At 67.6% G+C, this 20,955-nt stretch carries 17 protein-coding genes; 9 read left to right on the top strand and 8 right to left on the bottom strand.

Annotated features, from left to right (window positions below; all coding sequences use genetic code 11):
• Window positions 1–185 precede the first annotated feature (185 nt).
• The 5 genes from AE618_RS15230 to AE618_RS15210 all read left to right on the top strand — a co-directional run bounded on the left by AE618_RS15230 (window position 186) and on the right by AE618_RS15210 (window position 5,156).
• Window positions 186–1,628 carry a trypsin-like peptidase domain-containing protein gene (locus AE618_RS15230; protein ID WP_054209926.1) on the top strand — a complete coding sequence of 481 codons (1,443 nt, stop codon included), beginning with the start codon at window positions 186–188 and terminating at the stop codon, window positions 1,626–1,628.
• 161 nt (window positions 1,629–1,789) lie between these two features.
• Window positions 1,790–2,785 carry a tripartite tricarboxylate transporter substrate binding protein gene (locus tag AE618_RS15225; protein WP_054209925.1) on the top strand — a complete coding sequence of 332 codons (996 nt, stop codon included), beginning with the start codon at window positions 1,790–1,792 and terminating at the stop codon, window positions 2,783–2,785.
• 82 nt (window positions 2,786–2,867) lie between these two features.
• Window positions 2,868–3,353 carry a tripartite tricarboxylate transporter TctB family protein gene (locus AE618_RS15220; protein WP_248310890.1) on the top strand — a complete coding sequence of 162 codons (486 nt, stop codon included), beginning with the start codon at window positions 2,868–2,870 and terminating at the stop codon, window positions 3,351–3,353.
• 7 nt (window positions 3,354–3,360) lie between these two features.
• Window positions 3,361–4,866 carry a tripartite tricarboxylate transporter permease gene (locus AE618_RS15215; protein WP_054209923.1) on the top strand — a complete coding sequence of 502 codons (1,506 nt, stop codon included), beginning with the start codon at window positions 3,361–3,363 and terminating at the stop codon, window positions 4,864–4,866.
• A 95-nt stretch (window positions 4,867–4,961) separates the two neighbouring features.
• Window positions 4,962–5,156 carry a hypothetical protein gene (locus tag AE618_RS15210; protein ID WP_054209922.1) on the top strand — a complete coding sequence of 65 codons (195 nt, stop codon included), beginning with the start codon at window positions 4,962–4,964 and terminating at the stop codon, window positions 5,154–5,156.
• Here AE618_RS15210 and AE618_RS15205 read toward each other — a convergent pair.
• Window positions 5,153–5,896, bottom strand: coding sequence for an enoyl-CoA hydratase-related protein (locus AE618_RS15205; RefSeq protein WP_054209921.1), 744 nt, complete (start codon window positions 5,894–5,896; stop codon window positions 5,153–5,155). The two genes, AE618_RS15210 and AE618_RS15205, sit on opposite strands and share 4 nt — an antisense overlap.
• Before the next feature lie 264 nt (window positions 5,897–6,160).
• Here AE618_RS15205 and AE618_RS15200 point away from each other — a divergent pair, with 264 nt between their 5' ends.
• The 3 genes from AE618_RS15200 (at window position 6,161) to AE618_RS15190 (ending at window position 10,526) form a co-directional block, all read left to right on the top strand.
• Window positions 6,161–8,242, top strand: a complete 2,082-nt coding sequence (locus AE618_RS15200; RefSeq protein ID WP_054209920.1) for a 3-hydroxyacyl-CoA dehydrogenase NAD-binding domain-containing protein — start codon at window positions 6,161–6,163, stop codon at window positions 8,240–8,242.
• 43 nt (window positions 8,243–8,285) lie between these two features.
• On the top strand, window positions 8,286–9,473 hold the full coding sequence (locus tag AE618_RS15195) for an acetyl-CoA C-acyltransferase (protein ID WP_054209919.1): 1,188 nt from the start codon (window positions 8,286–8,288) through the stop codon (window positions 9,471–9,473).
• Window positions 9,474–9,557: 84 nt separating this feature from the next.
• Window positions 9,558–10,526, top strand: a complete 969-nt coding sequence (locus tag AE618_RS15190; protein WP_054209918.1) for a DUF808 domain-containing protein — start codon at window positions 9,558–9,560, stop codon at window positions 10,524–10,526.
• A gap of 15 nt (window positions 10,527–10,541) precedes the next feature.
• Here the strand turns inward: AE618_RS15190 and AE618_RS15185 are convergent, their stop codons facing one another.
• From AE618_RS15185 to AE618_RS15175, 3 genes are all read right to left on the bottom strand, one after another.
• Window positions 10,542–11,243, bottom strand: coding sequence for a nitroreductase (locus AE618_RS15185; protein WP_054209917.1), 702 nt, complete (start codon window positions 11,241–11,243; stop codon window positions 10,542–10,544).
• A gap of 185 nt (window positions 11,244–11,428) precedes the next feature.
• Window positions 11,429–13,384: a hypothetical protein gene (locus AE618_RS15180; RefSeq protein WP_156330293.1), complete on the bottom strand. Its 1,956-nt coding sequence runs from the start codon at window positions 13,382–13,384 to the stop codon at window positions 11,429–11,431.
• Window positions 13,385–13,479: 95 nt separating this feature from the next.
• Window positions 13,480–15,189, bottom strand: coding sequence for a lysine--tRNA ligase (locus AE618_RS15175; protein WP_054209915.1), 1,710 nt, complete (start codon window positions 15,187–15,189; stop codon window positions 13,480–13,482).
• 165 nt (window positions 15,190–15,354) lie between these two features.
• Between AE618_RS15175 and AE618_RS15170 the strand changes: the two genes are divergently transcribed.
• The gene (locus AE618_RS15170; RefSeq protein WP_054209914.1) at window positions 15,355–16,518 is read left to right on the top strand and encodes an amidohydrolase; all 1,164 of its coding nucleotides are present in this window, start codon (window positions 15,355–15,357) and stop codon (window positions 16,516–16,518) included.
• Between the two features lie 93 nt (window positions 16,519–16,611).
• Here the strand turns inward: AE618_RS15170 and AE618_RS15165 are convergent, their stop codons facing one another.
• The 4 genes from AE618_RS15165 to AE618_RS15150 all read right to left on the bottom strand — a co-directional run bounded on the left by AE618_RS15165 (window position 16,612) and on the right by AE618_RS15150 (window position 20,939).
• On the bottom strand, window positions 16,612–17,442 hold the full coding sequence (locus tag AE618_RS15165) for a transporter substrate-binding domain-containing protein (protein ID WP_054210091.1): 831 nt from the start codon (window positions 17,440–17,442) through the stop codon (window positions 16,612–16,614).
• 210 nt (window positions 17,443–17,652) lie between these two features.
• On the bottom strand, window positions 17,653–19,125 hold the full coding sequence (locus tag AE618_RS15160; RefSeq protein ID WP_054209913.1) for a mannitol dehydrogenase family protein: 1,473 nt from the start codon (window positions 19,123–19,125) through the stop codon (window positions 17,653–17,655).
• A complete protein-coding gene (locus AE618_RS15155; protein ID WP_054209912.1) occupies window positions 19,122–20,402 on the bottom strand; it encodes a TRAP transporter large permease in 1,281 nt (426 codons plus the stop codon). The genes AE618_RS15160 and AE618_RS15155 overlap by 4 nt, the downstream gene beginning before the upstream one ends.
• 3 nt (window positions 20,403–20,405) lie before the next feature.
• Window positions 20,406–20,939 carry a TRAP transporter small permease gene (locus AE618_RS15150; RefSeq protein WP_054209911.1) on the bottom strand — a complete coding sequence of 178 codons (534 nt, stop codon included), beginning with the start codon at window positions 20,937–20,939 and terminating at the stop codon, window positions 20,406–20,408.
• Window positions 20,940–20,955: the final 16 nt, after the last annotated feature.

The following is a 20,955-nucleotide window of genomic DNA, read 5'->3' as shown; positions in this document are numbered from 1 at the left end:
GGCGGCAGGCTATCACTGCGTCGCGCGCGTTCAAGTCATGCGAATGAAGGTCGTCGCGAATGAAGGTCGTTGCAAGATCCGCCCTGCGGATCATCTCGCCGCGCGATGTCGGGAGCCCGCAGTTGCGGCGCGGGCCGTTCTGACGCTCAATGGCGCCGCTTCGCCCAGCTTCGAGGACGAGACCCATGTCGCGCGCCCGTCTGCCTCATTCCCGCACCCAGCAGGTCCTGGCCGTCGCACTGGCGCTCGCCCTGCTGGGCGCGCCGCTCGCAAGCGCGCAGCCCGCGCCCGGACCCAATCCTCAGCTCGCGGCGGCCCAAGCGAGCTTCGAGAGCCTGCCCGAGGCGGAACGCAAGGCGATCCAGACCGATCTGATCTGGACCGGCCATTTCAACGGCGCGGCGAGCGGCTCCTATGGCCCTCTGACCTTCCGGGCCATCAACGCGATGAAAGCCGCCGCGCGCGGGGCGCCCGACGGCATGCTGAACCCGGCCGAGCGGCGGGCGCTGGCTCAGGCAGCTCAAGCCGCGCGCGATGCGGCTGGTTTCCGGCTGATCGCCGACGAGAAAACCGGCGTGCGCATCGGCATTCCGGCCAAAATCCTGCCGAAGCGCGACGTCTCGCCCTCCGGCAGCCGCTGGCAGAGCGAGGACGGAAAGGTCACGCTCGACACCTCGGCCACGACGCCGGGAGAGACGCTGGAGGCCGTGTTCGAGAAGGCGACGGCGCCGACCCCGAACAATCCCGGCCGCAAAATCACCTACAAATTGCTGCGGCCGGACTTCTTCGTCGTCACCGGCGAGACGCCGACAGGCAAGTTCTACCGCCGGCTGGCGGCCGGGCCGTCTGGCCTGCGCGGCTTCTCGATCGGCTATGACAAGGCGCTCTCGGGCACGGTCGACAAGCTGGTGATCGCCATCGCGTCGAGCTTCGAGCCTTTCCCGACCGGGCCGATGCCGGCTGCCCCCGCCGTCGCAGCGGCTCCTCCGGCGCGTGCGACGGGGTGGCTGGTGCCTCAGCTGCGCTACGGCGTCGCGCTCGCAGTGGCCGAGCGCGTGGCAGTGACGGCGTCCGCCGTCGTCGAGGGCTGCAAGTCCGTGCAGGTCGGCGATCGCGGAGCCAAGCTGCGTGGATCGCCTGAAAGCGGGCTCGTTCTGCTCGATGTCGCGGGCGGCCCGGCTTTCGCGGTCCAGCCCTTGCGAGGAGAGGCGCCCTCCGACCGCGAGAGCCTCACGCTCGTCGCCTATGACGAGGACGGCTACCGCCGTACGGGGCCTGCCCTCCACGGCGTTAGCCGCATGGCTGTCGCGCTCCCCGGACAGGCCGTGCATGTCGGCAGCCATGCGGCGGTGCTCGCGCCGCTTCAGCCAGGGCATGCCGGCAGTCCGGCCTTCGACCGCCAGGGCCGCCTTGTGGGGATCGTCACCGCCAACCCTTCCGACAAGGTGTTGATCGCAGGCGTCGCGCCGCAGCGCGCCTATGCGATCGCGGATGGGGCGGCGCTGCATGCGCTGCTGACGAAGGCAGGCGTTTCGCCGGTGGCCGCAACGCCGGGCCCCGAACTCAGCACGGGCGCTGTCGTCGCCAAGGTGGCGAGTTCCGTTCTCCCGGTGATGTGCGGATTGTAGGATATTCGCCGAAAAGTCCTGTTGTCTCCGCTGCGACAATCGGCTCAGATGCAACCGTCTCAGATGTAACCGTCTGACGAGCCACCGTCCCGCAGGGGTGCCCCGTTCAAGCGACGAGGAGCGCCCGGGAATTCAAACGATTTAGGGAAGAGGAACCACCCATGACCGACATCATCAGCAGGCGCGGTGTTCTCAAAGGCGCTGCGGCTGCCGGCGCAGCCGGTTTGATCGCGGCACCTGCGATCGCGCAGGCAAAATGGCCGAGCCGGCCGGTCACCATGATCTGCCCGTGGGGCGCCGGCGGCGGCACCGACGCTGTGGTGCGGATCATCGCCGGCCTCCTGGAAAAGAGCCTCGGCCAGCCCTTCGGCGTCGTCAACCGCACCGGCGGCTCGGGCGTCGTCGGCCATTCCGCCATCGCCACCGCGGCGCCGGACGGCTACACGCTCGGCATCATCACGTCGGAAATCGCGATGATGCATCACCAGGGCCTGACGCAGCTCACCTATCAGAACTACACCTCGCTTGCGCAGATGAACGACGATGCGCCAGGCGTCCATGTGAAGTCCGATTCGCCCTACAAGGACATCAAGGCGCTGGCCGAGGCGATCAAGGCGGCGCCTCCCGGCAAGTTCAAGGCTTCTGGCACCGGACAAGGCGGCATCTGGCATCTCGCCCTGGTCGGCTGGCTGCAGGGCATGGGGCTGAAGCCGGACCATGTCGCCTGGGTGCCCTCGAACGGGGCCGCGCCGGCGATGCAGGACCTCGCCGCCGGCGGCCTCGACTTCAACACCTGCTCGGTGCCGGAGGCCCGCGCCATGATCGACGCCGGCAAGGCCAAGTCCCTCGCCATCATGGCGGATGCGCGGATGCCGCAGTTCAAGGACGTGCCGACGCTGAAGGAGACGCTGGGCATTGACATCACGCTCGGTTCCTGGCGCGGCATCGGAGGCCCGAAGAACCTGCCCGCCGATATCACGAAGCTGCTCGGCGCCGAGCTGAAGAAGATCTACGACTCCAAGGACTACAAGGAGTTCATGGATTCGCGCGGTCTCACGATGAAATATGCCGACGGTGCCGCGTTCGAGGCCTTCATGGCCGACAGTGACAAGAAGATGGGTGCCTTCATGAAGGCGGCCGGACTCGCCAAGGCCTGAGGCCTCGACATTGCGGTGAGCCGAGGGCCTGCGGTCCCGGCTCACCGCCTTCGTTTCACGCACGAGTTATACGCCAATGCTGATGTCCGACCGTTTGACCGGCGCCGTCGTCGCGACGCTGGGGGCGCTTTCCTTCGCCTATGGCTCGCAGTTGCCGCCCGTTCCGGGCCAGCAGGTCGGGCCTTCCGCCTTTCCGATGGTGATCGGCGTAGGCCTCGTGCTCTGCGGGGCCCTGATCGTGCTGGGCGTCGGACGCCGCCTCGAAGAGGTGGCGGAAGCGGATGTCGCCCTGCATACGGCGCCTGAACTGCTCAAGCCGCCACCACCCTGGAAAGCGTGGCTCGCGCTGCTGCCGCCAGCGCTCGTCGCCTTCTACGCGCTGGCCTCCGAGGCCCTGGGCTTTCTGCCGACCGCGGCGATCATGGTCGCGACGGCGAGCTCTGCCTTTGGCGCGCGCGCCAAACTCGTGATCCCGGTCGCCATCATCGCCCCCTTCGTCGTCAACCTGATCTTCCTGAAGCTGCTGCGCGTGCCGCTTCCGGGCGGTCTCTTGCCCTTCCCCTGGTGATGGCGCCATGATGAACACCATTGTCCAGGCCTTCGGGCTGGTCTTCCAGACCGACGTCTTGATCGCGATCTTCGCGTCTGCCATCTACGGACTTGTCGTTGGCTCCCTGCCGGGCCTCTCCGCCACCATGGCGACGGCGCTGCTCGTACCCGTCACCTTCTATCTGTCACCGATCGCGGCGGTGGCGACGATCATTACCGCGTCGGCCATGGCGATCTTCTCGGGCGATATTCCCGGCTGCCTGCTGCGCATTCCCGGCACGCCGGCCTCGGCCGCCTATACCGACGAAGCCTATGCGATGACCCGCAAGGGTCAGGCCGAGACGGCGCTCGGCATCTGCCTGTGGTTCTCGGCGCTCGGCGGCATCGCCGGCACGCTGTCTTTGATGGTGCTGGCGCCGGTCCTGGCCGAATTCGCGCTGTCCTTCTCGACCTATGAGAATTTCTGGCTCGCCATGCTCGGCCTGATGTGCGCGACGCTGGTCGCGCGCTCCTCGCCGATCAAGGCGATCGCCTCCATGCTGCTTGGGTTGCTGATCACCTGCATCGGCATCGACAATCCCGGCGGCGTGGCGCGCTTCACGCTGGGGTCGACCGATCTTTTGGGCGGCATCGAGCCAATCCCGGCGCTGGTCGGCGTCTTCGCGCTGGCCGAGGTGATGCGTTCGATCACCGAGCGCGAGCCGCCCAAGCTGGAGCACAGGCGCCTCGGCAGCATTCTCAAGGGACAGTGGAAGCTGACCAAGGAGTATCCGGTCCAGCAGACGCGCGGAAACATCATCGGCATCATCATCGGCGTTCTGCCGGGCGCCGGCGCCGACATGGCGGCCTGGGTCAGCTACGCCATGGCGAAGCGCTTCTCGAAGACGCCGGAGAAGTTCGGCACCGGCCATCCCGAGGGGTTGATCGAGGCTGGTGCCAGCAACAACGCCTCGCTGGCGTCGGGCTGGGTGCCGGCGCTGCTGTTCGGCATCCCCGGCGACACGATCACCGCGATCGCCATCGGCGTGCTCTACATGAAGGGGCTCAACCCCGGCCCGACGCTGTTCTCGTCGCAGGCGTCGAGCATGTACGCGCTCTACATCATCTTCATTCTGGGCAACATCATCATGATCCCGCTGGGCATCGTGATGATCCGCATCGCCAGCCGCGTCGTCAGCGCACCGCGATCGGCCGTGATGCCGGTCATCCTGGTGTTCTGTGCGGTGGGCGCCTTCGCGACCGCCGGCAACAATCTCTTCGCCGTCTGGTGCGTCGCCGTCTTCGGGCTGGTCGGCTTCTTCATGGAGAAGAACGGCTATCCAGTCGCGGCGATGGTGCTGGGCATCGTCATGGGCACGATGGTCGAGCAGAGCTTCGTTACCTCGCTGATCAAGTCGGACGGCTCGATCCTGCCCTTCTTCGAGCGGCCGGTCGCGAGCGTGCTCGCCGCCATGACGCTCGCCGCGCTGCTCTGGCCGGCTTTCTCCTGGGGGTTGGGAAAAATGCGGGGCGGGCGGGCTCAGGCGGCCTGAGAGGCTCGGCGCGATCGGCCCCTTCATTCGCATGATGAAGGGGCTCGTGAGGCGTGCGAATAAAGGGGCCGACCTACAACAGGGGAGAGGCTTCGATGGGCAATCCCAAGAGCCAAGCCTTGCTGACCGGCGTGGCCGGCGCGTGGCTGGCTTATGACATGGCAACCTCGCGGGAGACGCCGAGCATGGCGCTCTCGGTGCTGCAATGGGTCATCCTGGCCGGGTGCGTCATCGGCTTCATCGGCGCGATGAAGCAGTGGCTCGGCGGCGCGGATCGCGAGCCGGGTTAGCGCTTGAGGAACGCCGCGAAGGCGGCCTGCGCTTCCTCCGAGCGCAAGCGCTCGCCGAAATGGCGGCCTTCGGTGGCGATCGTCTCGGCGACGGTGGTCGCATGGCCACGCTTCAGCAGCAGCTTGGTCAAGGCGACCGATTGCGGTGGCAGGGCTGCGAGCGCGCTCGCCTTGTCCAAAGCAGCCGCCAGCGCGCCGCCCTGCGCGACGACCGCGTTGAGGAGGCCTGCGTCCAGCGCTTCGCGAGGCCCGAAGGCCTCCGCCAGCATCAGCAGTGCGGCCGCCCGCTTCGAGCCCGCGACCAGCGGCAGCAGATAGGACGACGCGCCCTCGGGCGAGAGGCCGAGCGCCACGAAAGGCATGCGGAACACCGCAGCATCACCGGAAAAGGCGAGATCGCAATGCAGCAGCATCGTCGTGCCGATGCCGACGGCAAAACCCTCCACGGCGGCAATGACGGGTTTGGTCGCGGTCGATATCGTGGTCAGGAAATCCATGGCGATGCGGGCGCCGTCGCCGGCCGCGGCGGCGAAATCGCGGATGTCGTTGCCGCTGGTGAAGCAGTTGCCCGCGCCGGTGATGACGATGGCGCGGATATCCGGATCAGCCTCTGCTGCGGCGAAGGCCTCGATCAGCCCGACATAGCTGGCGCGGTCGAGCGCGTTCTTGCGCTCCGGCCGGTTCATCGTGATCTGGCTGACGCCGGGCGCGACGGTTTCGATCAGAACGGCGGCGGTCATCGGCAGATCCTCGTCCCTGCGGCCCCGATCGATGGTGCGGCACGCATTGTAGGGTGCCGGCCCGAGGCTCGTGATTGTCGTTGGACGAGGCTTGGCACGGCCTTTCACCGAGGGTCAAGGCGGGCGCCGTGACCGGTGGCGTCTGCTCCTGTGCCGACGCGCCCTGCCGTCGTCCCGGCTTGACAAAAAGCCGAGCGGCGGACTTCCTCCTTCGCGCTCAACGGCCAGGCTAGGCGCCCGGCACCAGCCTGAGGATATACGCCGATGGAGACCGTCCGGCTCGCCCGTCAAGGCGAGATCGCGATCGCCACGATCGACAACCCGCCGGTCAATGCGCTGGGCCAGGCGCTGCGGGCCGATCTCGCCCGTGTCCTGTCCGAGGCGAGCACCGATCCGGCGGTGACGGCCATCGTGATCGCGGCTGCCGGCAAGGCCTTCATCGCGGGTGCCGACATCAGCGAGTTCGGCAAGCCGCCGCTCGCTCCGCTTCTGCCCGATGTGCTCGACGCCATCGAGGGGTCGGAAAAGCCGGTCGTCGCGGCGATCCAGGGCGTAGCGCTCGGCGGCGGGCTCGAGGTCGCGCTGGCCTGCCATGCTCGCGTGGCGGCGGCATCGGCCATGCTCGGCCTGCCCGAGATCAAGCTTGGCCTGATCCCGGGAGCGGGCGGCACGCAGCGGCTGCCGCGCCTGATCGGGGCGGCGAAGGCGTTCCCGATGATGCTGTCGGGGGAGCCGGTTTCCGCCGGCAAGGCGCTGGAACTCGGCCTCGTCGATGAGGTGGCGGGCGGCGATGTCGTCGCGGCGGCCGTGACGCTGGCACAGGCGCTGGTGGCAAAGGGCGCTCCCGAGCCGGCTCGCGAGCGGGACGACCGCCTGACCGCGAAGGATCGCGAAGCTTTCGAGGTGCTGGCGGCTGAGGCCAGCCTGAAATCCGGCGACATGCCCAATGCGATGGCGCTGATCGAGGCGGTGCGCGCCGCCTTCACCCTGTCTTTCGCGGAAGGGCTGGCGGCCGAGCGCGCCTTATTCACGGCGCTGCTGGCCGATCCGCGCTCGAAGGCGCTCCGTTATGTCTTCTTCGCCGAACGCGAGATCGCCCGCGTGCCGGGCATCGACAGCGCGGTGAAGCCGCGCGAGATCGCCAGAGCTGCCGTCATCGGCGCCGGCACGATGGGGGGGGGCATCGCGATGTGCTTCGCCAATGCCGGTATTGCGGTGACCCTGATCGAGCAGGAACAGGCGCAGATCGACAACGGCATGAACCGCGTGGCGGCCATCTACGAGATGTCGGTGACGCGCGGCTCGCTGACGCCTGCGAAGCGCGACGAAAGGGTGGCGCTGATCACGCCGGCTGTCGGGCTCGGCGCTGCGGCCGAGGCCGACATCGTGATCGAGGCGGCCTTCGAGGAGATGGGCGTCAAGCAGCAGATCTTCGGCGCGCTCGACGCGATCGTGAAGCCGGGCGCGATCCTCGCCAGCAACACGTCCTATCTCGACGTGCCGACCATCGCGGCTGCGACGACGCGGCCGCAGGATGTGCTGGGGATGCATTTCTTCAGCCCCGCCAATGTGATGAAGCTGCTGGAGATCGTCCGTCCCGCCGGCGTCGCCGATGATGCGGTCGTCACGGCGATGGCGCTCGGGCGGCGGCTCGGCAAGGTTCCGGTCGTGGTCGGCAACGGCTTCGGCTTCGTCGGCAATCGCATGCTGGAGGCCCGCACCCGCGCCACCGAGCGCCTGCTGGTCGCCGGCGCGCTGCCGCATGAGGTCGATGCGGCGCTGACGGGCTTCGGCTTCAAGATGGGGCCCTGCGCCATGGCCGATCTCGCCGGCAACGACATCGGCTGGCGCTCGCGCAAGGCGCGCGGCAAGACTGCCGCCGTGGCCGATGCGATCTGCGAGGCCGGCTGGTTCGGCCAGAAGACCGGACGCGGCTATTTCCTCTATCCCGACGGCGCACGAACCGGGCAGCGCGACCCGGAGGTCGAGGCGCTGATTGCGCGGGTCTCGCAGGAGAAGGGCGTGACGCGGCGCAGCTTCACGGCCGACGAGATCCTGTCGCGATTGCTCGACCCGATGGTCAACGAAGGCGCCCGCATCCTGGAGGAGGGCATCGCGGCGAGGCCGGGCGACATCGATGTCATTTGGCTCAACGGCTATAACTGGCCGGCTTGGCGCGGCGGACCGATGCACTGGGCCGATACGATTGGGCTTGGCGTCATCGTCGCGCGGCTGGAAGCGCAGGCGGCGGAGACCGGCGACACGGCGCTCGAACCGGCGCCGCTGCTGCGCCGGCTTGCAGCCGAGGGCAAAGGCTTTGCCGATCTGAAGGCTAGGCCCGTCTAGTTTCCCAAGCAAACAAAAATCCGACAACAGGGATGAAGCGTCCATGACCGAAGCCGTGATCGTCTCCACCGCCCGCACACCGATCGGCAAGGCCCATCGCGGCGCCTTCAACCAGGTCCGCGGGGCCGATATGGCGGCTCACGCGATCCGGCATGCGCTGCTGCGCGCCGATCTGGAACCCGAGGCGGTCGAGGAGGTGGTGATGGGCTGCGGCTATCCCGAAGCCGCCACCGGCGGCAACGTCGCCCGGCATGGCGCGCTGGTCGCCGGCCTGCCCGTGCAGTCGGCCGGCGTCACGGTCAGCCGCTTCTGCGCCTCCGGCCTGGAGGCGATCGCCCATGCGGCGCGCCGCGTCGTGATGGACGGCGTTCCGGTCGCAGTCGGCGGCGGTGTCGAGTCGATCAGCCTCGTCCAGCCGGTGGTGCGGCGCGAGCTGACCCAGAACGACTGGCTGATGGCGCATAAGCCGTCGATCTACACCTCGATGATCGAGACCGCCGACAATGTGGCGCAGCGCTACGGCATCTCGCGACAGGCTCAGGACGAATTTTCGCTGGAGAGCCAGAGGCGCACGGCAGCCGCCCAGCAGCGCCAGCTGTTCGACAATGAGATCGTGCCGATGAGCGCCGTCATGGCGGTCACCGACAAGGCAACCGGCACGGTCAGCCAGCAGGAGGTGACGCTGTCCAAGGACGAGGGCAACCGGCCCGAGACCACGCTGGACGGTCTGCTCAAGCTCAAGCCGGTGCGCGGGGAGGACCAGTTCATCACGGCCGGCAATGCCAGCCAGCTCTCGGACGGGGCGGCAGCCAGCGTGGTGATGTCGGCCGCCGAGGCGTCGCGGCGTGGTTTGTCGCCGCTCGGCATCTTCCGCGGCTTCGCCTCGGCCGGATGCGAGCCCGACGAGATGGGCATTGGTCCCGTGTTCGCCGTCCCGCGCCTGCTCGAACGCAACGGCCTCACCGTCGACGACATCGACCTCTGGGAGCTGAACGAGGCCTTTGCCTCGCAGTCGATCTATTGTCGCGACACGCTGGGGATCGATCCCGACAAGGTCAACGTCAATGGCGGCGCGATCGCGATCGGTCATCCCTTCGGCATGAGCGGCGCGCGGCTCGTCGGTCATGCGCTGCTGGAAGGGAGCCGCCGCAAGGCGCGCTATGCGGTCGTGACGATGTGCGTCGCCGGCGGCATGGGCTGTGCCGGCCTGTTCGAAATCAACCAGGGCTGAACCAAAACGGCGCTGCCGCGTCTTGTTGACGGGGCGGCCGCGGCGGATGATCTGCCGCGCCGCCCTTCATCATGGAGACAAGACGTGGCTTCCGGATTGTTCGCGCTGCTGGATGATATCGCAGGCATCGCCAAGGTTGCCGCTTCGTCCGTGGACGATGTGGTGGCGCAGGCGACCAAGGCCGGCACCAAGGCGGCCGGCATCGTCATCGACGATGCGGCCGTGACGCCGCGCTATGCGGTGGGCTTCGCTGCGTCGCGCGAGCTGCCGATCATCTGGAAAATCGCGCTCGGTTCGCTCAAGAACAAGCTGCTCTTCCTGCTGCCGGGCGCGCTGATCCTGGCCCTCGTCGCGCCCTGGCTGATCACACCGCTGCTGATGATGGGCGGCGTCTATCTCTGCTATGAGGGCGCCGAGAAGATCCTCGAACTGGTCGTGCCGCACGCGGCGGCCACCCCGGATGAGGCCGGCAAGGCGGTGCTCGATCCCAAGCTGCTCGAGGAGCAGAAGATCGCGGGCGCGATCAAGACCGATTTCATCCTCTCGGCCGAGATCATGGCGATCACCCTGTCGACCGTCTCGACCGCCTCCTTCCAGATGCAGGCGATCGTCCTGGCGCTGGTCGGCATCGGCATCACCGTGCTGGTCTATGGCGTGGTGGCGCTGATCGTGAAGGCGGACGATGTCGGGCTCGCGTTGGCGCAGCGGCGCTTTGCGCCGGTGCGGCTGCTCGGTCGCGCGCTGGTCGTCGGCATGCCGCATTTCCTGACCGCGCTCAGCGCGGTCGGCACGGCGGCGATGCTGTGGGTTGGCGGCGGCATTATCATCCATGGGCTGGAAGAATTCGGCCTGACCGGGCTCGGCCATGCCAGCCATGGGCTGGCGGTCGCAGCCGGCGCGATGCTGCCGCTGGGCGGTGTCCTGGAATGGCTGACGGGGGCGGTGTTCTCAGCCGTGTTCGGCCTGATCGTCGGCGGCATCGCGATCGTGGCGATGCACTATGTCGTGCAGCCGATCATGAAGAGCGTGCGCAAGACCGGCCAACCGGCCTGAAGCCGCCCGCAGCGTTTAATCGAGCCAGGTCGTGAAGCCCTCGACCGGCTCGCGCTCCGGCACGAGCGCGTTCTGCGGCGCGTCGGGGTCCGCGTGCCCGATGGCAATGCCGCAGACCACGACCTCGCTTTCGGGAATGGACAATTCGCGTCGCACCACCGGATGGAAGCGCGCGAAGATCGCCTGCGGGCAGGATTGCAGGCCGTTCCCCTGCGCGGCGATCAGCAGGCTCTGGACGAACATGCCGAGATCGAGCCAGGAGCCGATTTCGAGATCGCGGTCGACGGTCAGCATCAGCGCGACCGGCGCGCCGAAAAAGCGCAGATTGGCGGCGCTCTGGCGCTTCATACCCTCGATGTCGCCCTTGGTCACGCCAAGCAGGCCATAGAGATCCCAGCCGACCTTGCGGCGGCGCGAGAGGTAGGGCTCGCGAAGGCGCTCGGGGTAATAGCGATACTCCTCCTCCGCCGGCAGATCGGGCGAATCGAGTGCCGCGATCAAGGCTGCTTCCAACCGTTCACGCGTATCCGGGCCAATCACCCGAAGCTTCCAGGGCTGCATGTTGGTGCCACTGGGGGCCCGGGCCGCGACCTCGATCAGGCGGCGGACGAGGGCGGGGTCGATGGGATCAGGCAGGAAGGCACGGATGGCGCGGCGGGAGGTGATGGCTTGCTCGACGGTACGGGCAGACACCGTCGTCAGATCGTCTTCAGCCATGTCGCAAGGGTCCTGCAGGGTCCGGGTGAACAGCTTGGTTGGTTCCCAAGCCCAGACTAACGTCGGCCCGCCTTGCGCTCCAATCCCCTGGCCATGCGACGCTGCATCTGGCTGGGCCGACGACCGTCCGTCGTCCTGCCCGCTGTCGTAGCCTCACGCGCTCGTTTGCGGCTCAGCGTGCCTGCTCAGAGCCGCCCCTTCCCGGCGCCATCGGCTGCCCTGACCGCTTGCACCTCGTCCTGAAGCGGGATCACACGCTGGATCACGTCGGGACGGCGCAGCCGGGACGACGCCATGCCGGTCGCGGGGAGAAAGTCGGCCTGTCGGTTCCAATTACCGTTGAACTGCCAGCCGAACATGTCTTCGGCACCGGGCGAACCGACGTAATAGCCCGAGGGTGTCCAGGCGACGAAGCGCAGATCGTGCCGGTTGACGAACACGGCGAGGAGTTCGGCTCCGTCGCTCCAGCGGAACCACCGGATCGTTCCATCCATATAGGCGACGATCACGAGGCTGCCGTTTGCTGCGAGCTGAACGCCGCCGACAGGCGTCGCCAGCTTGCCCTTCCAGCGCCGCTTGCCGGTGCCGTCGTAGCTGCGCAGGCTCGACCAGGAGCCGAGCACGAAGCCGCCGCGATCGGGCCGGATGGCGAGCGTTTGCCCGGAATAGTCGGGACCGGAGCCGCGAGGCCGCACGCTCCTGCCGGTGTCGACCGCGCCTGTGCTGCGATTGATGGCCAATGTGTCGGTGACGGGGCCGGCGAGATCGTCCGCATCTCCGAGGGCAGGACCGACCGTGCCGGCTGCGACATCGATCAGCACCGGCATCGCCGTCGCCTCGAAACCGAGATGAAACCTCACCTTCGTGCCATCCGCCGAGACCCTGAAGGCATCGCCCGTCTTGAAGCGCATGTCGGCTGCGTCGCTGTCGACGAGCGTCTTCAAGACGCCGTCGGGCTGGAGCAGGGCGAGCGCCGGCTCGACCGCCGAGAGGATCATCGCATCGCCGCAGGGCTGCAGGTCGAGGAGATAGTGAACCGGGTCGAGATCGCGCAGATGCCGGCCCGACTTGTCGAACAGATGCAGCGGCGAGGCGGGACGGCCGGTGTCGCCGCCGGCGACGATGCGTCCGGCAGCATCCCAGCCGACCCGAGAAATGTTGTCGTCGGCCCATTTCGCCGAGTTGGTCAGCGCGACCGGAGCTAGCGTCGCTGCATCGAGAATCTCGACCTGGCGTGAATCGGCGAAGCCGACGGAGATGGTCTGGCCGTGGCGGGAGACGGCGACCGTGTAGGGCATGCGCCCGCTTTTCGTCGCGACCTTGTGCGTGCGGGCGCCGCTGGCATCGTAGCGCCGGACATAGCCGTCATAGCTCGCGGCGAAGAGGCTGCCGTCCGGCCCGAAGGCCAGGCCGTTGGTGGACTCGGAGACATCGGGATCGCTCGCCATCGGCTCGCCGCCGGGCATGGCGAGGATGCGGATGCCATCATCGCCCGCCGCGATGGCGAGCCGTTTGCCATCGGGGGAGTAGGCCAGTGCGCCCACCTGGTTGCCGAAACGGGCAAGCGCGCGGACCGGCTGTTCCGCCTGCGTGTCCCAGAGGAATGCCGTGTTCCCGCTTTCGCGCGCATCCCAGCCGCCGACGGCGATCCATCGTCCATCCGGCGACATGGCGAGGCCGTCGAATTCATCCCCGACCGCGAAGGGAAAGCGGACGACCCGCAGCGGCTTGCCGTCGGGCAGCGACCACAGGCGCAGGGTCTTGTCATAGGACACCGTCGCGGCGACGCGGCATTCGCGATCGACGGCGATACGCCGGATGGGTGTCGTCGGCCGCCCGGTTTCGATGGACAGGAACGGGGTGGGGTCCGGGCAGCGCTTGAGCATCTCGCGCAGCGCGGCGCGGGTGTCGAGACCGGAAGGCCCAGCGGCGCAGCCGAGTTCGCGCAGACGCCGATGGGCGATCGCGATCTCGGCCGGAGACATAGCGTTCAGGTCAGGGGCCGCGATCGCCGCACTGGGGCAGATGGACAGCAGGAGCAAGCAGCCGAACAGCGCCGCGCTGGCGAAGCTCGCCAGTCCGCGCCGCGCCGCAATCGGCGAAGCCATCCGGGATCGGCGGGCAGGAAGCTCAACTGTCATGCCGCATCTCCCGCCTTGCTCACATCGGAGCATTGAGCGCGGAGACGGAGGCGACCGCATCCTCCAATCGGATGACGGCCGCCTTCGTGGCAGACCTAGCCCGCTTTGCGCGTCTCGACGAAGGCGGCGTGCTCCTCGACCAGCCCGCCAGCCAGCGCCTTGGCGATCAGGGCGCGGGTGTTGGGCAGGCCGTAGATCGCGGCAAACGAGCCGAAGCGCGGGCCCTGCTCCTCGCCGAACAGCACCTGGTAGATCGCCTTCCACCAGTCGCCGGAGACGCCGGGTCGTTCGGGGGTGGCGTTCTTGGCGGTCAGGTTCTGGTAGCGCGGCACGGCGCGGGCGACATCGAGCGCGGTGTCCTGCACCATCTCGGCTGTGGCGTCGGCCGGCAGCGCGGCGATGGCGGCGTCGAGCGCCAGGAAGGCCGCGGTTTCCGTCTCGTCGGCGAGGCGGTAATGCTTTGCCGGCTTCACGAAGTCGCGGAAATAGGCGATGGCGTAGCCGACCAGCGCATCGAGGCGCGGATGGGTCGCCGGCGAGATGCCCGGCGCATAGCGCTGGAGGAAGCCCCAGAGAACGGCCTTGTCCTCGGAATTCGCGACCGCGACGAGGTTCATCAGCAGGCCGAAGGTGATCTGCGCGCGCGACGCGTTCTCGCCTTCGCCGGTCGCGATGATCTCAGGCTCCGGCGGCTCGCCGCCGTGGAGATGCCAGACAGGATTGCCGAGGCGGTTCTTCCAGTCCTGCTTCTCATAGCCGCCAAGGAACTGCAGATACTCGTCGACCGCGCGCGGGATGACGTCGAAATGCAGCTTCTTGGCCTCGCGCGGGCGCTGGAACATGTAGAGCGCCAGGCTCTCCGGGGGGCCGTATTCGAGCCAGTCCTCGATGGTCAGGCCATTGCCCTTCGACTTGGAGATCTTCTGGCCCTGCTCGTCGAGGAAGAGTTCGTAGTTGAAGCCTTCCGGCGGCGTGCCGCCGATCGCGCGGGCGATCTGGGAGGAGACCTTGACCGAGTCGATCAGGTCCTTGCCGGCCATCTCGTAGTCGACGCCGAGCGCGACCCAGCGCATCGCCCAGTCCGGCTTCCATTGCAGCTTGACGTGGCCGCCGGTGACGGGCGTGACGAAGCGTTCTCCAGTGGCCGGGTCGGCCCAGGCGATGGTGCCGGCGTCGACATCGACCTCGTCGATGGGCACCTGCATGACCACGCGCGTCACCGGATGGATCGGCAGGAAGGGCGAATAGGTCGCGGCCCGCTCCTCGCGCAACGTCGCCAGCATGATCTTCATGACGGCATCGTAGCGCGCCAGCATCGTCAGCAGCGTCGCGTCGAACTCGCCGGCCCGGTAGCTGTCGGTCGAGGATTTGAACTCGTAGTCGAAGCCGAACTGGTCGAGGAAGGCGCGCAGGCGCGCGTTGTTGTGCCGCCCGAAGGAGTCATGCGTGCCGAAGGGGTCGGGCACCTCGGTCAGCGGCTTGCCGAGATTGGCCGCCAGCAGCTCCTTGTTGGGAACATTGTCGGGAACCTTGCGCAGGCCGTCCATGTCGTCGGAGAAGGCGATCAGGCGGGTCTTGATCGTGTTGCCGGTGAGGACGCGAAAGGCGTGGCGGACCATCGAGGTGCGCGCGACTTCGCCGAAGGTGCCGATATGGGGCAGGCCCGAGGGACCGTAGCCGGTCTCGAAGACGACCTCCTTCTTGCCCGATTTCTCGATCCGCGCGACGAGCTTGCGAGCTTCCTCGAACGGCCAGGCGGCCGAACGCTGGGCGGCGTCCACAAGGGCGGGGTCGAAAACGGGCATCGGGACTGGTGTCCTCTCCGGATCTGGCGAAAAGCGGGCTAGGGCTTTCGCAGATTGCCAAGGGGGGCGTCAATGCGTCTGACCCGCTCCGGCGTCGCCGAAGGTTGTTCATGCTGTCGCCGGGTATAGTGTGCTGGGCTTCTTGCCTTGAGAAGGACGCCTGCCTTGACCCCTGAACTGTGCGAAAAGCTGACCACCTGGCGCCGACATCTGCATGCCCATCCCGAACTGGGGCGGCACGAGGCGCAGACCAGCGCCTTCGTGCAGGCCCGGCTGACCGAGCTCGGCGTTCCCTTCACCCCCGGCATCGGCGGCCATGGCGTGGTGGCGACGCTGAAGCGCGGCGGTTCGGAGCGGTCGGTGGGCTTGCGCGCCGACATGGACGCGCTGCCGATCGCGGAGGCGAACGACCTGCCCTACAAGTCGGGCACACCCCATGTGATGCATGCCTGCGGCCATGATGGGCACACCACCGCGCTGCTGGGCGCCGCGGCGCTGCTGGCCGGCGACGCGGACTGGAGCGGAACGGTCCAGTTCGTCTTCCAGCCGGCGGAAGAGGGCGCCGGCGGCGCGCAGGCGATGATTGCCGACGGCGTGCTCGAGCGGTTTCCGATGGAGCGCATTTTCGCCCTGCACAACTGGCCGGGGCTGGATGCGGGCACGATCGCGGTCCATCGCGGGCCGGTGATGTCCGAGCCGGGTCGATTCAAGATCACGCTCACCGGCACGGCAGGCCACGCCGCCCTGCCCGAGACGACGCGCGATCCGATCGTCGCCATGGGGCATCTCATCGTCGCGCTGCAGACGATCGTCTCGCGCAATGTCGGTCCGATGGAATCGGCGGTGGTCTCGATCGGGCAGGTCCATGGCGGCTCGGCCTCCAACCAGATCCCGACCAGCGTCTTCATCGAGGGCACCTTTCGCACCTTCGTGCCGGCTGTCCGCGAGCGTTTGCTGGCGCGGCTCAACGGCATCGCCCAGAATATCGCCGCGACCTTCGAGATGACGGCCGAGGTCGAGACGACGCATGGCGCGGCCACGGTCAACACGGCCGCCGAGGAGGAACTGGCCGCCGCAGCGGGCGAGGCGGCGGGCCTGCCTGTCCGGCGCGACCTGAAGGCCAGCACCACGGGCGAGGATTTCGCCTATTTCCTTCAGCGCCTGCCGGGCTGCTACATCTGGATCGGCAACGGGCCGGTCAAGGACGGTGGGGAACTTCACAACGACCGCTACGACTTCAACGACGCGATCCTGCCGGCTGCTGCGGGGTGGCTCGCGGCGGTGGCGAAGCAGGCGCTCAGCGCGAACGCGCCGGCGGCGAAAGCCTAATATCGCGCGCGTCATGCTCGGGCGCAGACCCGAGCATCTCCTGCAAGAGATTCTCGGGTCGAAGCTTCGCTCCGCCCGAGAATGACGGGTGCGTCAGAACGGGCTGACCGGAAAGAACCTCAGATAGAGCCTGGCATAGGTGCCGTCGTCCCAGAGCGATTGCAGGGCATAGTCGAGGGCGCGCTTGAGCGCGGTCTCGTCCTTGCGGATGAGGAAGCCGATGCCCTCGCCGAAATAGCGGCTCTCGAGGAAGGGCCCGCCGGTGAAGGCGAGTTCGCTGCCGCTTGTGCCGGCGAGCAGCAGCGACAGCGCGACGCCGTCGGCGAAGACGAACTCGGCATCGCCGCTGCGCAAGGCCGTGATGGCCGCCGTCAGGGTGCCGGTCTCGCGGCGCTGGACGAAGGGCATGAGCCGTTCGAGAAAGGCCTGATGCGCCGTGCCGCCGACCACGGCGACCCGCTTGCCCTGCAAGGAGCGCGTGTCGATCTCGGCCTGGGCGTTGCCGCGTGTGGTGGCGAGGCGGGCGGTGCTGCGGAAATAGAGATGGCTCGCGGCAAAGCGCGCGCGGATTTGCGGGCTCAGGTTGATCGCGGCCGCCAGCACATCGCCGCGCCCCTCTGCCAGCGACTCAAGCAGCGTGTCGAAGCGGCGCGCCTGCACCGTGCAGGTCCAGCCCAGCTTTTCGCAGGCGGCGCGGGCAAGCTCGACCGAGAAGCCGGTGAGCCCGCCATCGGGCGCGGCAAAATGCAAGGGGGGATAGTCATCGTCGGTCAGGAAGCGGATGACGCGGGGCGGGCCGGCTTCTGGCCGGTCGAGCCTGATGCGCTGGTCCCAGAAATTCGGCACGGTGACCCGCGATTGGGCGAGTGCGCTGTGGCCCGCAAGGAGTGCCAGCAAGACCGTGACGGTTGTGAGAGCGCGCATCATCGGGATCGGGGGTGGTGAGGGGTCGGCCGTTTGAAGCGATAGCTGTACCCAACTGCAGGCATTGTCTATAGCGCCCCACCGGTCCAGGGGCCGACACCTCACCCCTGCCCCTCTCACTGATCTCGGCCTGCCCGAGATCAGCACCTTGAGTGTCGAAGGCGGGTCGACCCGACTTCGATGCAGGAGAGGGGTTCCCCGCGCCTGATCTCAAGCTGACAGAGAAGCCGCGGTCGCCTTCGCGCCCTTTTCGAACAGGGCCGCCAGATGCCGCTCGACGGCCTGCGTGAACCGCTCCTCGCGCGGCAGATCGGAGCCGAAGATCGCCTCGATGCCGAGCAGCGACCGGCTCAGCGCCGCAGCATTGCGGCCGGCCTCCTTGGCCTTCTCTGCGAAACTCGCCGCCAGCGGGTCGCGCACGTCGATGGCGGCGCCCTTCTCGTCGGTACCGCTGACATAGCGCATCCAGGCGGCGACGCCGAGCGCGAGATGATCGATCGGCGCGCCGGCCTTGAGCCGGTCGCGGATGGTGCCGAGCAGGCGCTGCGGCAGTTTCTGCGACCCGTCCATGGCGATCTGCCAGGTGCGGTGGCGGATGGCGGGATTGCGGAAGCGGGCCAGCAGCGCATCGGCGTAATCGGCGAGCACGACGCCCTGCGGCGCCGGCACGGTCGGGATGATCTCTGCCCAAAGCCCCTGCAGGAAGCGGGCGAGGACGGGATCGCCGCTGGCCTCGGCGACCGTCTCGTGGCCGGCGAGATAGCCGAGATAGGCGAGGCTGGAATGGGCGCCGTTGAGCATGCGCAGCTTCATGAACTCGAAGGGCGCGACCTCGGAGACCATCTGCGCGCCAACCTCGTGCCAGGCCGGGCGGCCCGCCGCGAAGACGTCCTGGATCGCCCATTGCCGGAAGGGCTCGCCGATCACGGGCGCGGCATCCTCAAGCCCGGTCAGCCCTGCGACCTCTGCGATATCGGCCTCGGTGGTGGCCGGCACGATGCGGTCGACCATGCTGGCGGGAAAGGCGCCGTTGGCCTCGATCCACTGGCTCAAGCCATCATCGCTCAGCGCCGCGAAATCGCGCACCAGGCCGCGCAGCACGCCGCCATTATGGGGAAGGTTGTCGCAGCTCAGAGCCGTGAAGGGGCCGAGGCCTGCCGCGCGGCGCGCCTTCAACCCGGCGACGATGATGCCCACGGCCGAGCGAGGCGCCAGCGGATGGCTGAGGTCATGGATGATGTCGGGATGGTCGGCCTTGAGCTTGCCGGTCGCCGGATCGTGGCAGTAGCCCTTCTCGGTCACCGTCAGCGAGACGATGCGGGTTTCCGGCGCGGCGATGCGGGCGATCAGCGCGACCGGGCTCTCCGGCGCGACCAGCACCTCACCGATGCAGCCGATGATGCGCAGCTCCGGCCCAGCGGGCGCGCGCTTCAGCAGCGTGTAGAGCCCGTCCTGCGGCGCCAGGCGGTCACGCTGGTCGGGCCGTTGCAGGCTCGCGCCGGTCACGCCCCAGGCGCCGAAGTCTAGCTCCAGCGCGTCCTCGGTGTATTCGCAGAGATGGCCGCGGGCGAAGGCGCCCAAGCCCAGATGGACGATTCCGGGCGTCAGCCGCGCGCGGTCATAGGCGGGGCGGCGAACGCCGGCCTTCAGACCGGCGAGGTTTGCGACAGTCAGTCTCGTCAACGGAATACGCCCGGAAGCCAGAGGGAGAAGGCCGGGACATAGGTGATCAGCAGCAGCACGGCAACGCTGGCTCCATAGAACGGCCAGATCGTCTTCATGGATTCGCTGATCGAGACCTTGCCGATGGCACAGGCGACGAACTGGACCGAGCCGACGGGCGGCGTGTTCAGGCCGATGCCGGCGTTCAGGATCAGGATGACGCCGAAATGCACGGGATCGACACCGATGGCCTTGACCACGGGCAGGAAGATCGGCGTGCAGATGATGATCATCGGCGCCATATCCATGAAGGTGCCAAGCACCAGCAGGATGACGTTGATCATCAGCAGGATCACCAGAGGGTTGTCGGAGATCGACTGCATCAACGCGATCGTCGCCTTGGGCACCTCGAGGAAGGCCATCAGCCAGCCGAATGAGCTTGCCGCACCGATGATCAGCAGCACCATGGCGGTTGTGCGGACCGCGCCGAGCGTGGCGTGGGGGAACCCCTTCAGGTCGAGCCCGCGATAGACGAAAATTGTGATCAGCAGCGCGTAGATCACTGCGATGCAGGAGGATTCGGTTGCGGTGAAGATGCCGGAACGGACGCCGCCGAAGATGATGCCGATCAGCAGCAGGCCTGGTGTCGCCGCCACGAAGAGGCGGGCGACCGTCAGGAAGCCCGGGAAGATATCGGCCGGGTAGCCGCGGTTTACCGCCACAGCCCAGGCTGCGACCATCAGAGCAAGGCAGAGGATTGCGCCGGGAATGACGCCGGCGGTGAAGAGATCGGCGATCGAGATCGTGCCGCCCGCCGCCAGCGAATAGATGATCATGTTGTGCGAGGGCGGGATCAGGAGCGCGATGATCGCCGCGTTGGCGGTGACGTTGACGGCGTAATCGGGCGCATAGCCGCGCTTGACCATTTGCGGGATCATGATGCCGCCAACCGCCGAGGCATCCGCCACGGCCGAGCCGGAGATGCCGCCGAAGAGCGTGCAGGTGATGACGTTGACCTGGCCGAGCCCGCCGCGCAGATGCCCGACCAGCGAGGAGGCAAACTGGATCAGCCGGTCGGCGATGCCACCGCGGATCATCAGGTCGCCGGAATAAATGAAGAACGGGATCGCCAGCATGGCGAAGGCGTTCATGCCGGTGGACATCTGCTGGAAGATCACGACCGGCGGGATGCCGATAAAGAGCACGGTCGCCATCGAGGAGAGGCCGAGACAGAAGGCGACGGGCACGCCCATCAGCAGCAACGTGGCGAAGGAGGTGAAGAGGATCGTGATGGCCATGGCTCAGGCCTCCCCGCCGAGGCCGTTGGCGTTCAGCGGCATCGGTGCGAGTTCTTCGCCTGTGATGAAGAGCAGGAGCTTTTCAATCGAGAACAGCGCGATCAGGCATCCGCCGGCGATGATCGGGACATAGTCCCAGCCCTTGGAGATGCCGATCATCGGCAGCCGGTCGCTCCAGACCTTGGCGGCGAGTTCGGTGCCGTACCAGACCATGGCGAAGGCGAAGAGCGTGACCAGCACCTCGTTGGCGATGATCAGGACGCTCTTGGCTGTGCCGCGGAGGTAGTGGAGTCCGACATCGAAGCCCATATGGTCGAGTTCGCGGACACCGACGGAGCCGCCGAGCAGGATGAACCAGAGCATCAGGAACAGCGAAGCGGGCTCACCCCAGGTCGGAGTCGCATTCAGGATGTAGCGTCCGAAGACTGTCCAGGCGACGATCGCGGTCATCGCGATCAAACCCAGTCCGGCCGCGAGCAGGGCGATCAGGCTGAGGCGCGCATTGATACGCGTAAGCATCCGGGCGAAACCGCTCATGGACAGGTCCTGGCAC

The sequence above is a fragment of the Allobosea vaviloviae genome (genome assembly GCF_001298265.1).
Lineage (GTDB): Bacteria > Pseudomonadota > Alphaproteobacteria > Rhizobiales > Beijerinckiaceae > Allobosea > Allobosea vaviloviae_B.
The sequence above is the reverse complement of the archived record's forward strand: the minus strand, read 5'-3'. Positions and strand labels throughout refer to the sequence as shown.

Coding starts and splice junctions, on each gene's coding strand:
- AE618_RS15175 (WP_054209915.1), bottom strand. CDS start 15,189: ATGCCCGTTTTCGACCCCGCCCTTGTGGACGCCGCCCAGCGTTCGGCC.
- AE618_RS15180 (WP_156330293.1), bottom strand. CDS start 13,384: ATGACAGTTGAGCTTCCTGCCCGCCGATCCCGGATGGCTTCGCCGATT.
- AE618_RS15200 (WP_054209920.1), top strand. CDS start 6,161: ATGGAGACCGTCCGGCTCGCCCGTCAAGGCGAGATCGCGATCGCCACG.
- AE618_RS15215 (WP_054209923.1), top strand. CDS start 3,361: ATGATGAACACCATTGTCCAGGCCTTCGGGCTGGTCTTCCAGACCGAC.
- AE618_RS15195 (WP_054209919.1), top strand. CDS start 8,286: ATGACCGAAGCCGTGATCGTCTCCACCGCCCGCACACCGATCGGCAAG.
- AE618_RS15210 (WP_054209922.1), top strand. CDS start 4,962: ATGGGCAATCCCAAGAGCCAAGCCTTGCTGACCGGCGTGGCCGGCGCG.
- AE618_RS15155 (WP_054209912.1), bottom strand. CDS start 20,402: ATGGCCATCACGATCCTCTTCACCTCCTTCGCCACGTTGCTGCTGATG.
- AE618_RS15225 (WP_054209925.1), top strand. CDS start 1,790: ATGACCGACATCATCAGCAGGCGCGGTGTTCTCAAAGGCGCTGCGGCT.
- AE618_RS15150 (WP_054209911.1), bottom strand. CDS start 20,939: ATGAGCGGTTTCGCCCGGATGCTTACGCGTATCAATGCGCGCCTCAGC.
- AE618_RS15165 (WP_054210091.1), bottom strand. CDS start 17,442: ATGCGCGCTCTCACAACCGTCACGGTCTTGCTGGCACTCCTTGCGGGC.
- AE618_RS15205 (WP_054209921.1), bottom strand. CDS start 5,896: ATGACCGCCGCCGTTCTGATCGAAACCGTCGCGCCCGGCGTCAGCCAG.
- AE618_RS15185 (WP_054209917.1), bottom strand. CDS start 11,243: ATGGCTGAAGACGATCTGACGACGGTGTCTGCCCGTACCGTCGAGCAA.
- AE618_RS15230 (WP_054209926.1), top strand. CDS start 186: ATGTCGCGCGCCCGTCTGCCTCATTCCCGCACCCAGCAGGTCCTGGCC.
- AE618_RS15220 (WP_248310890.1), top strand. CDS start 2,868: ATGTCCGACCGTTTGACCGGCGCCGTCGTCGCGACGCTGGGGGCGCTT.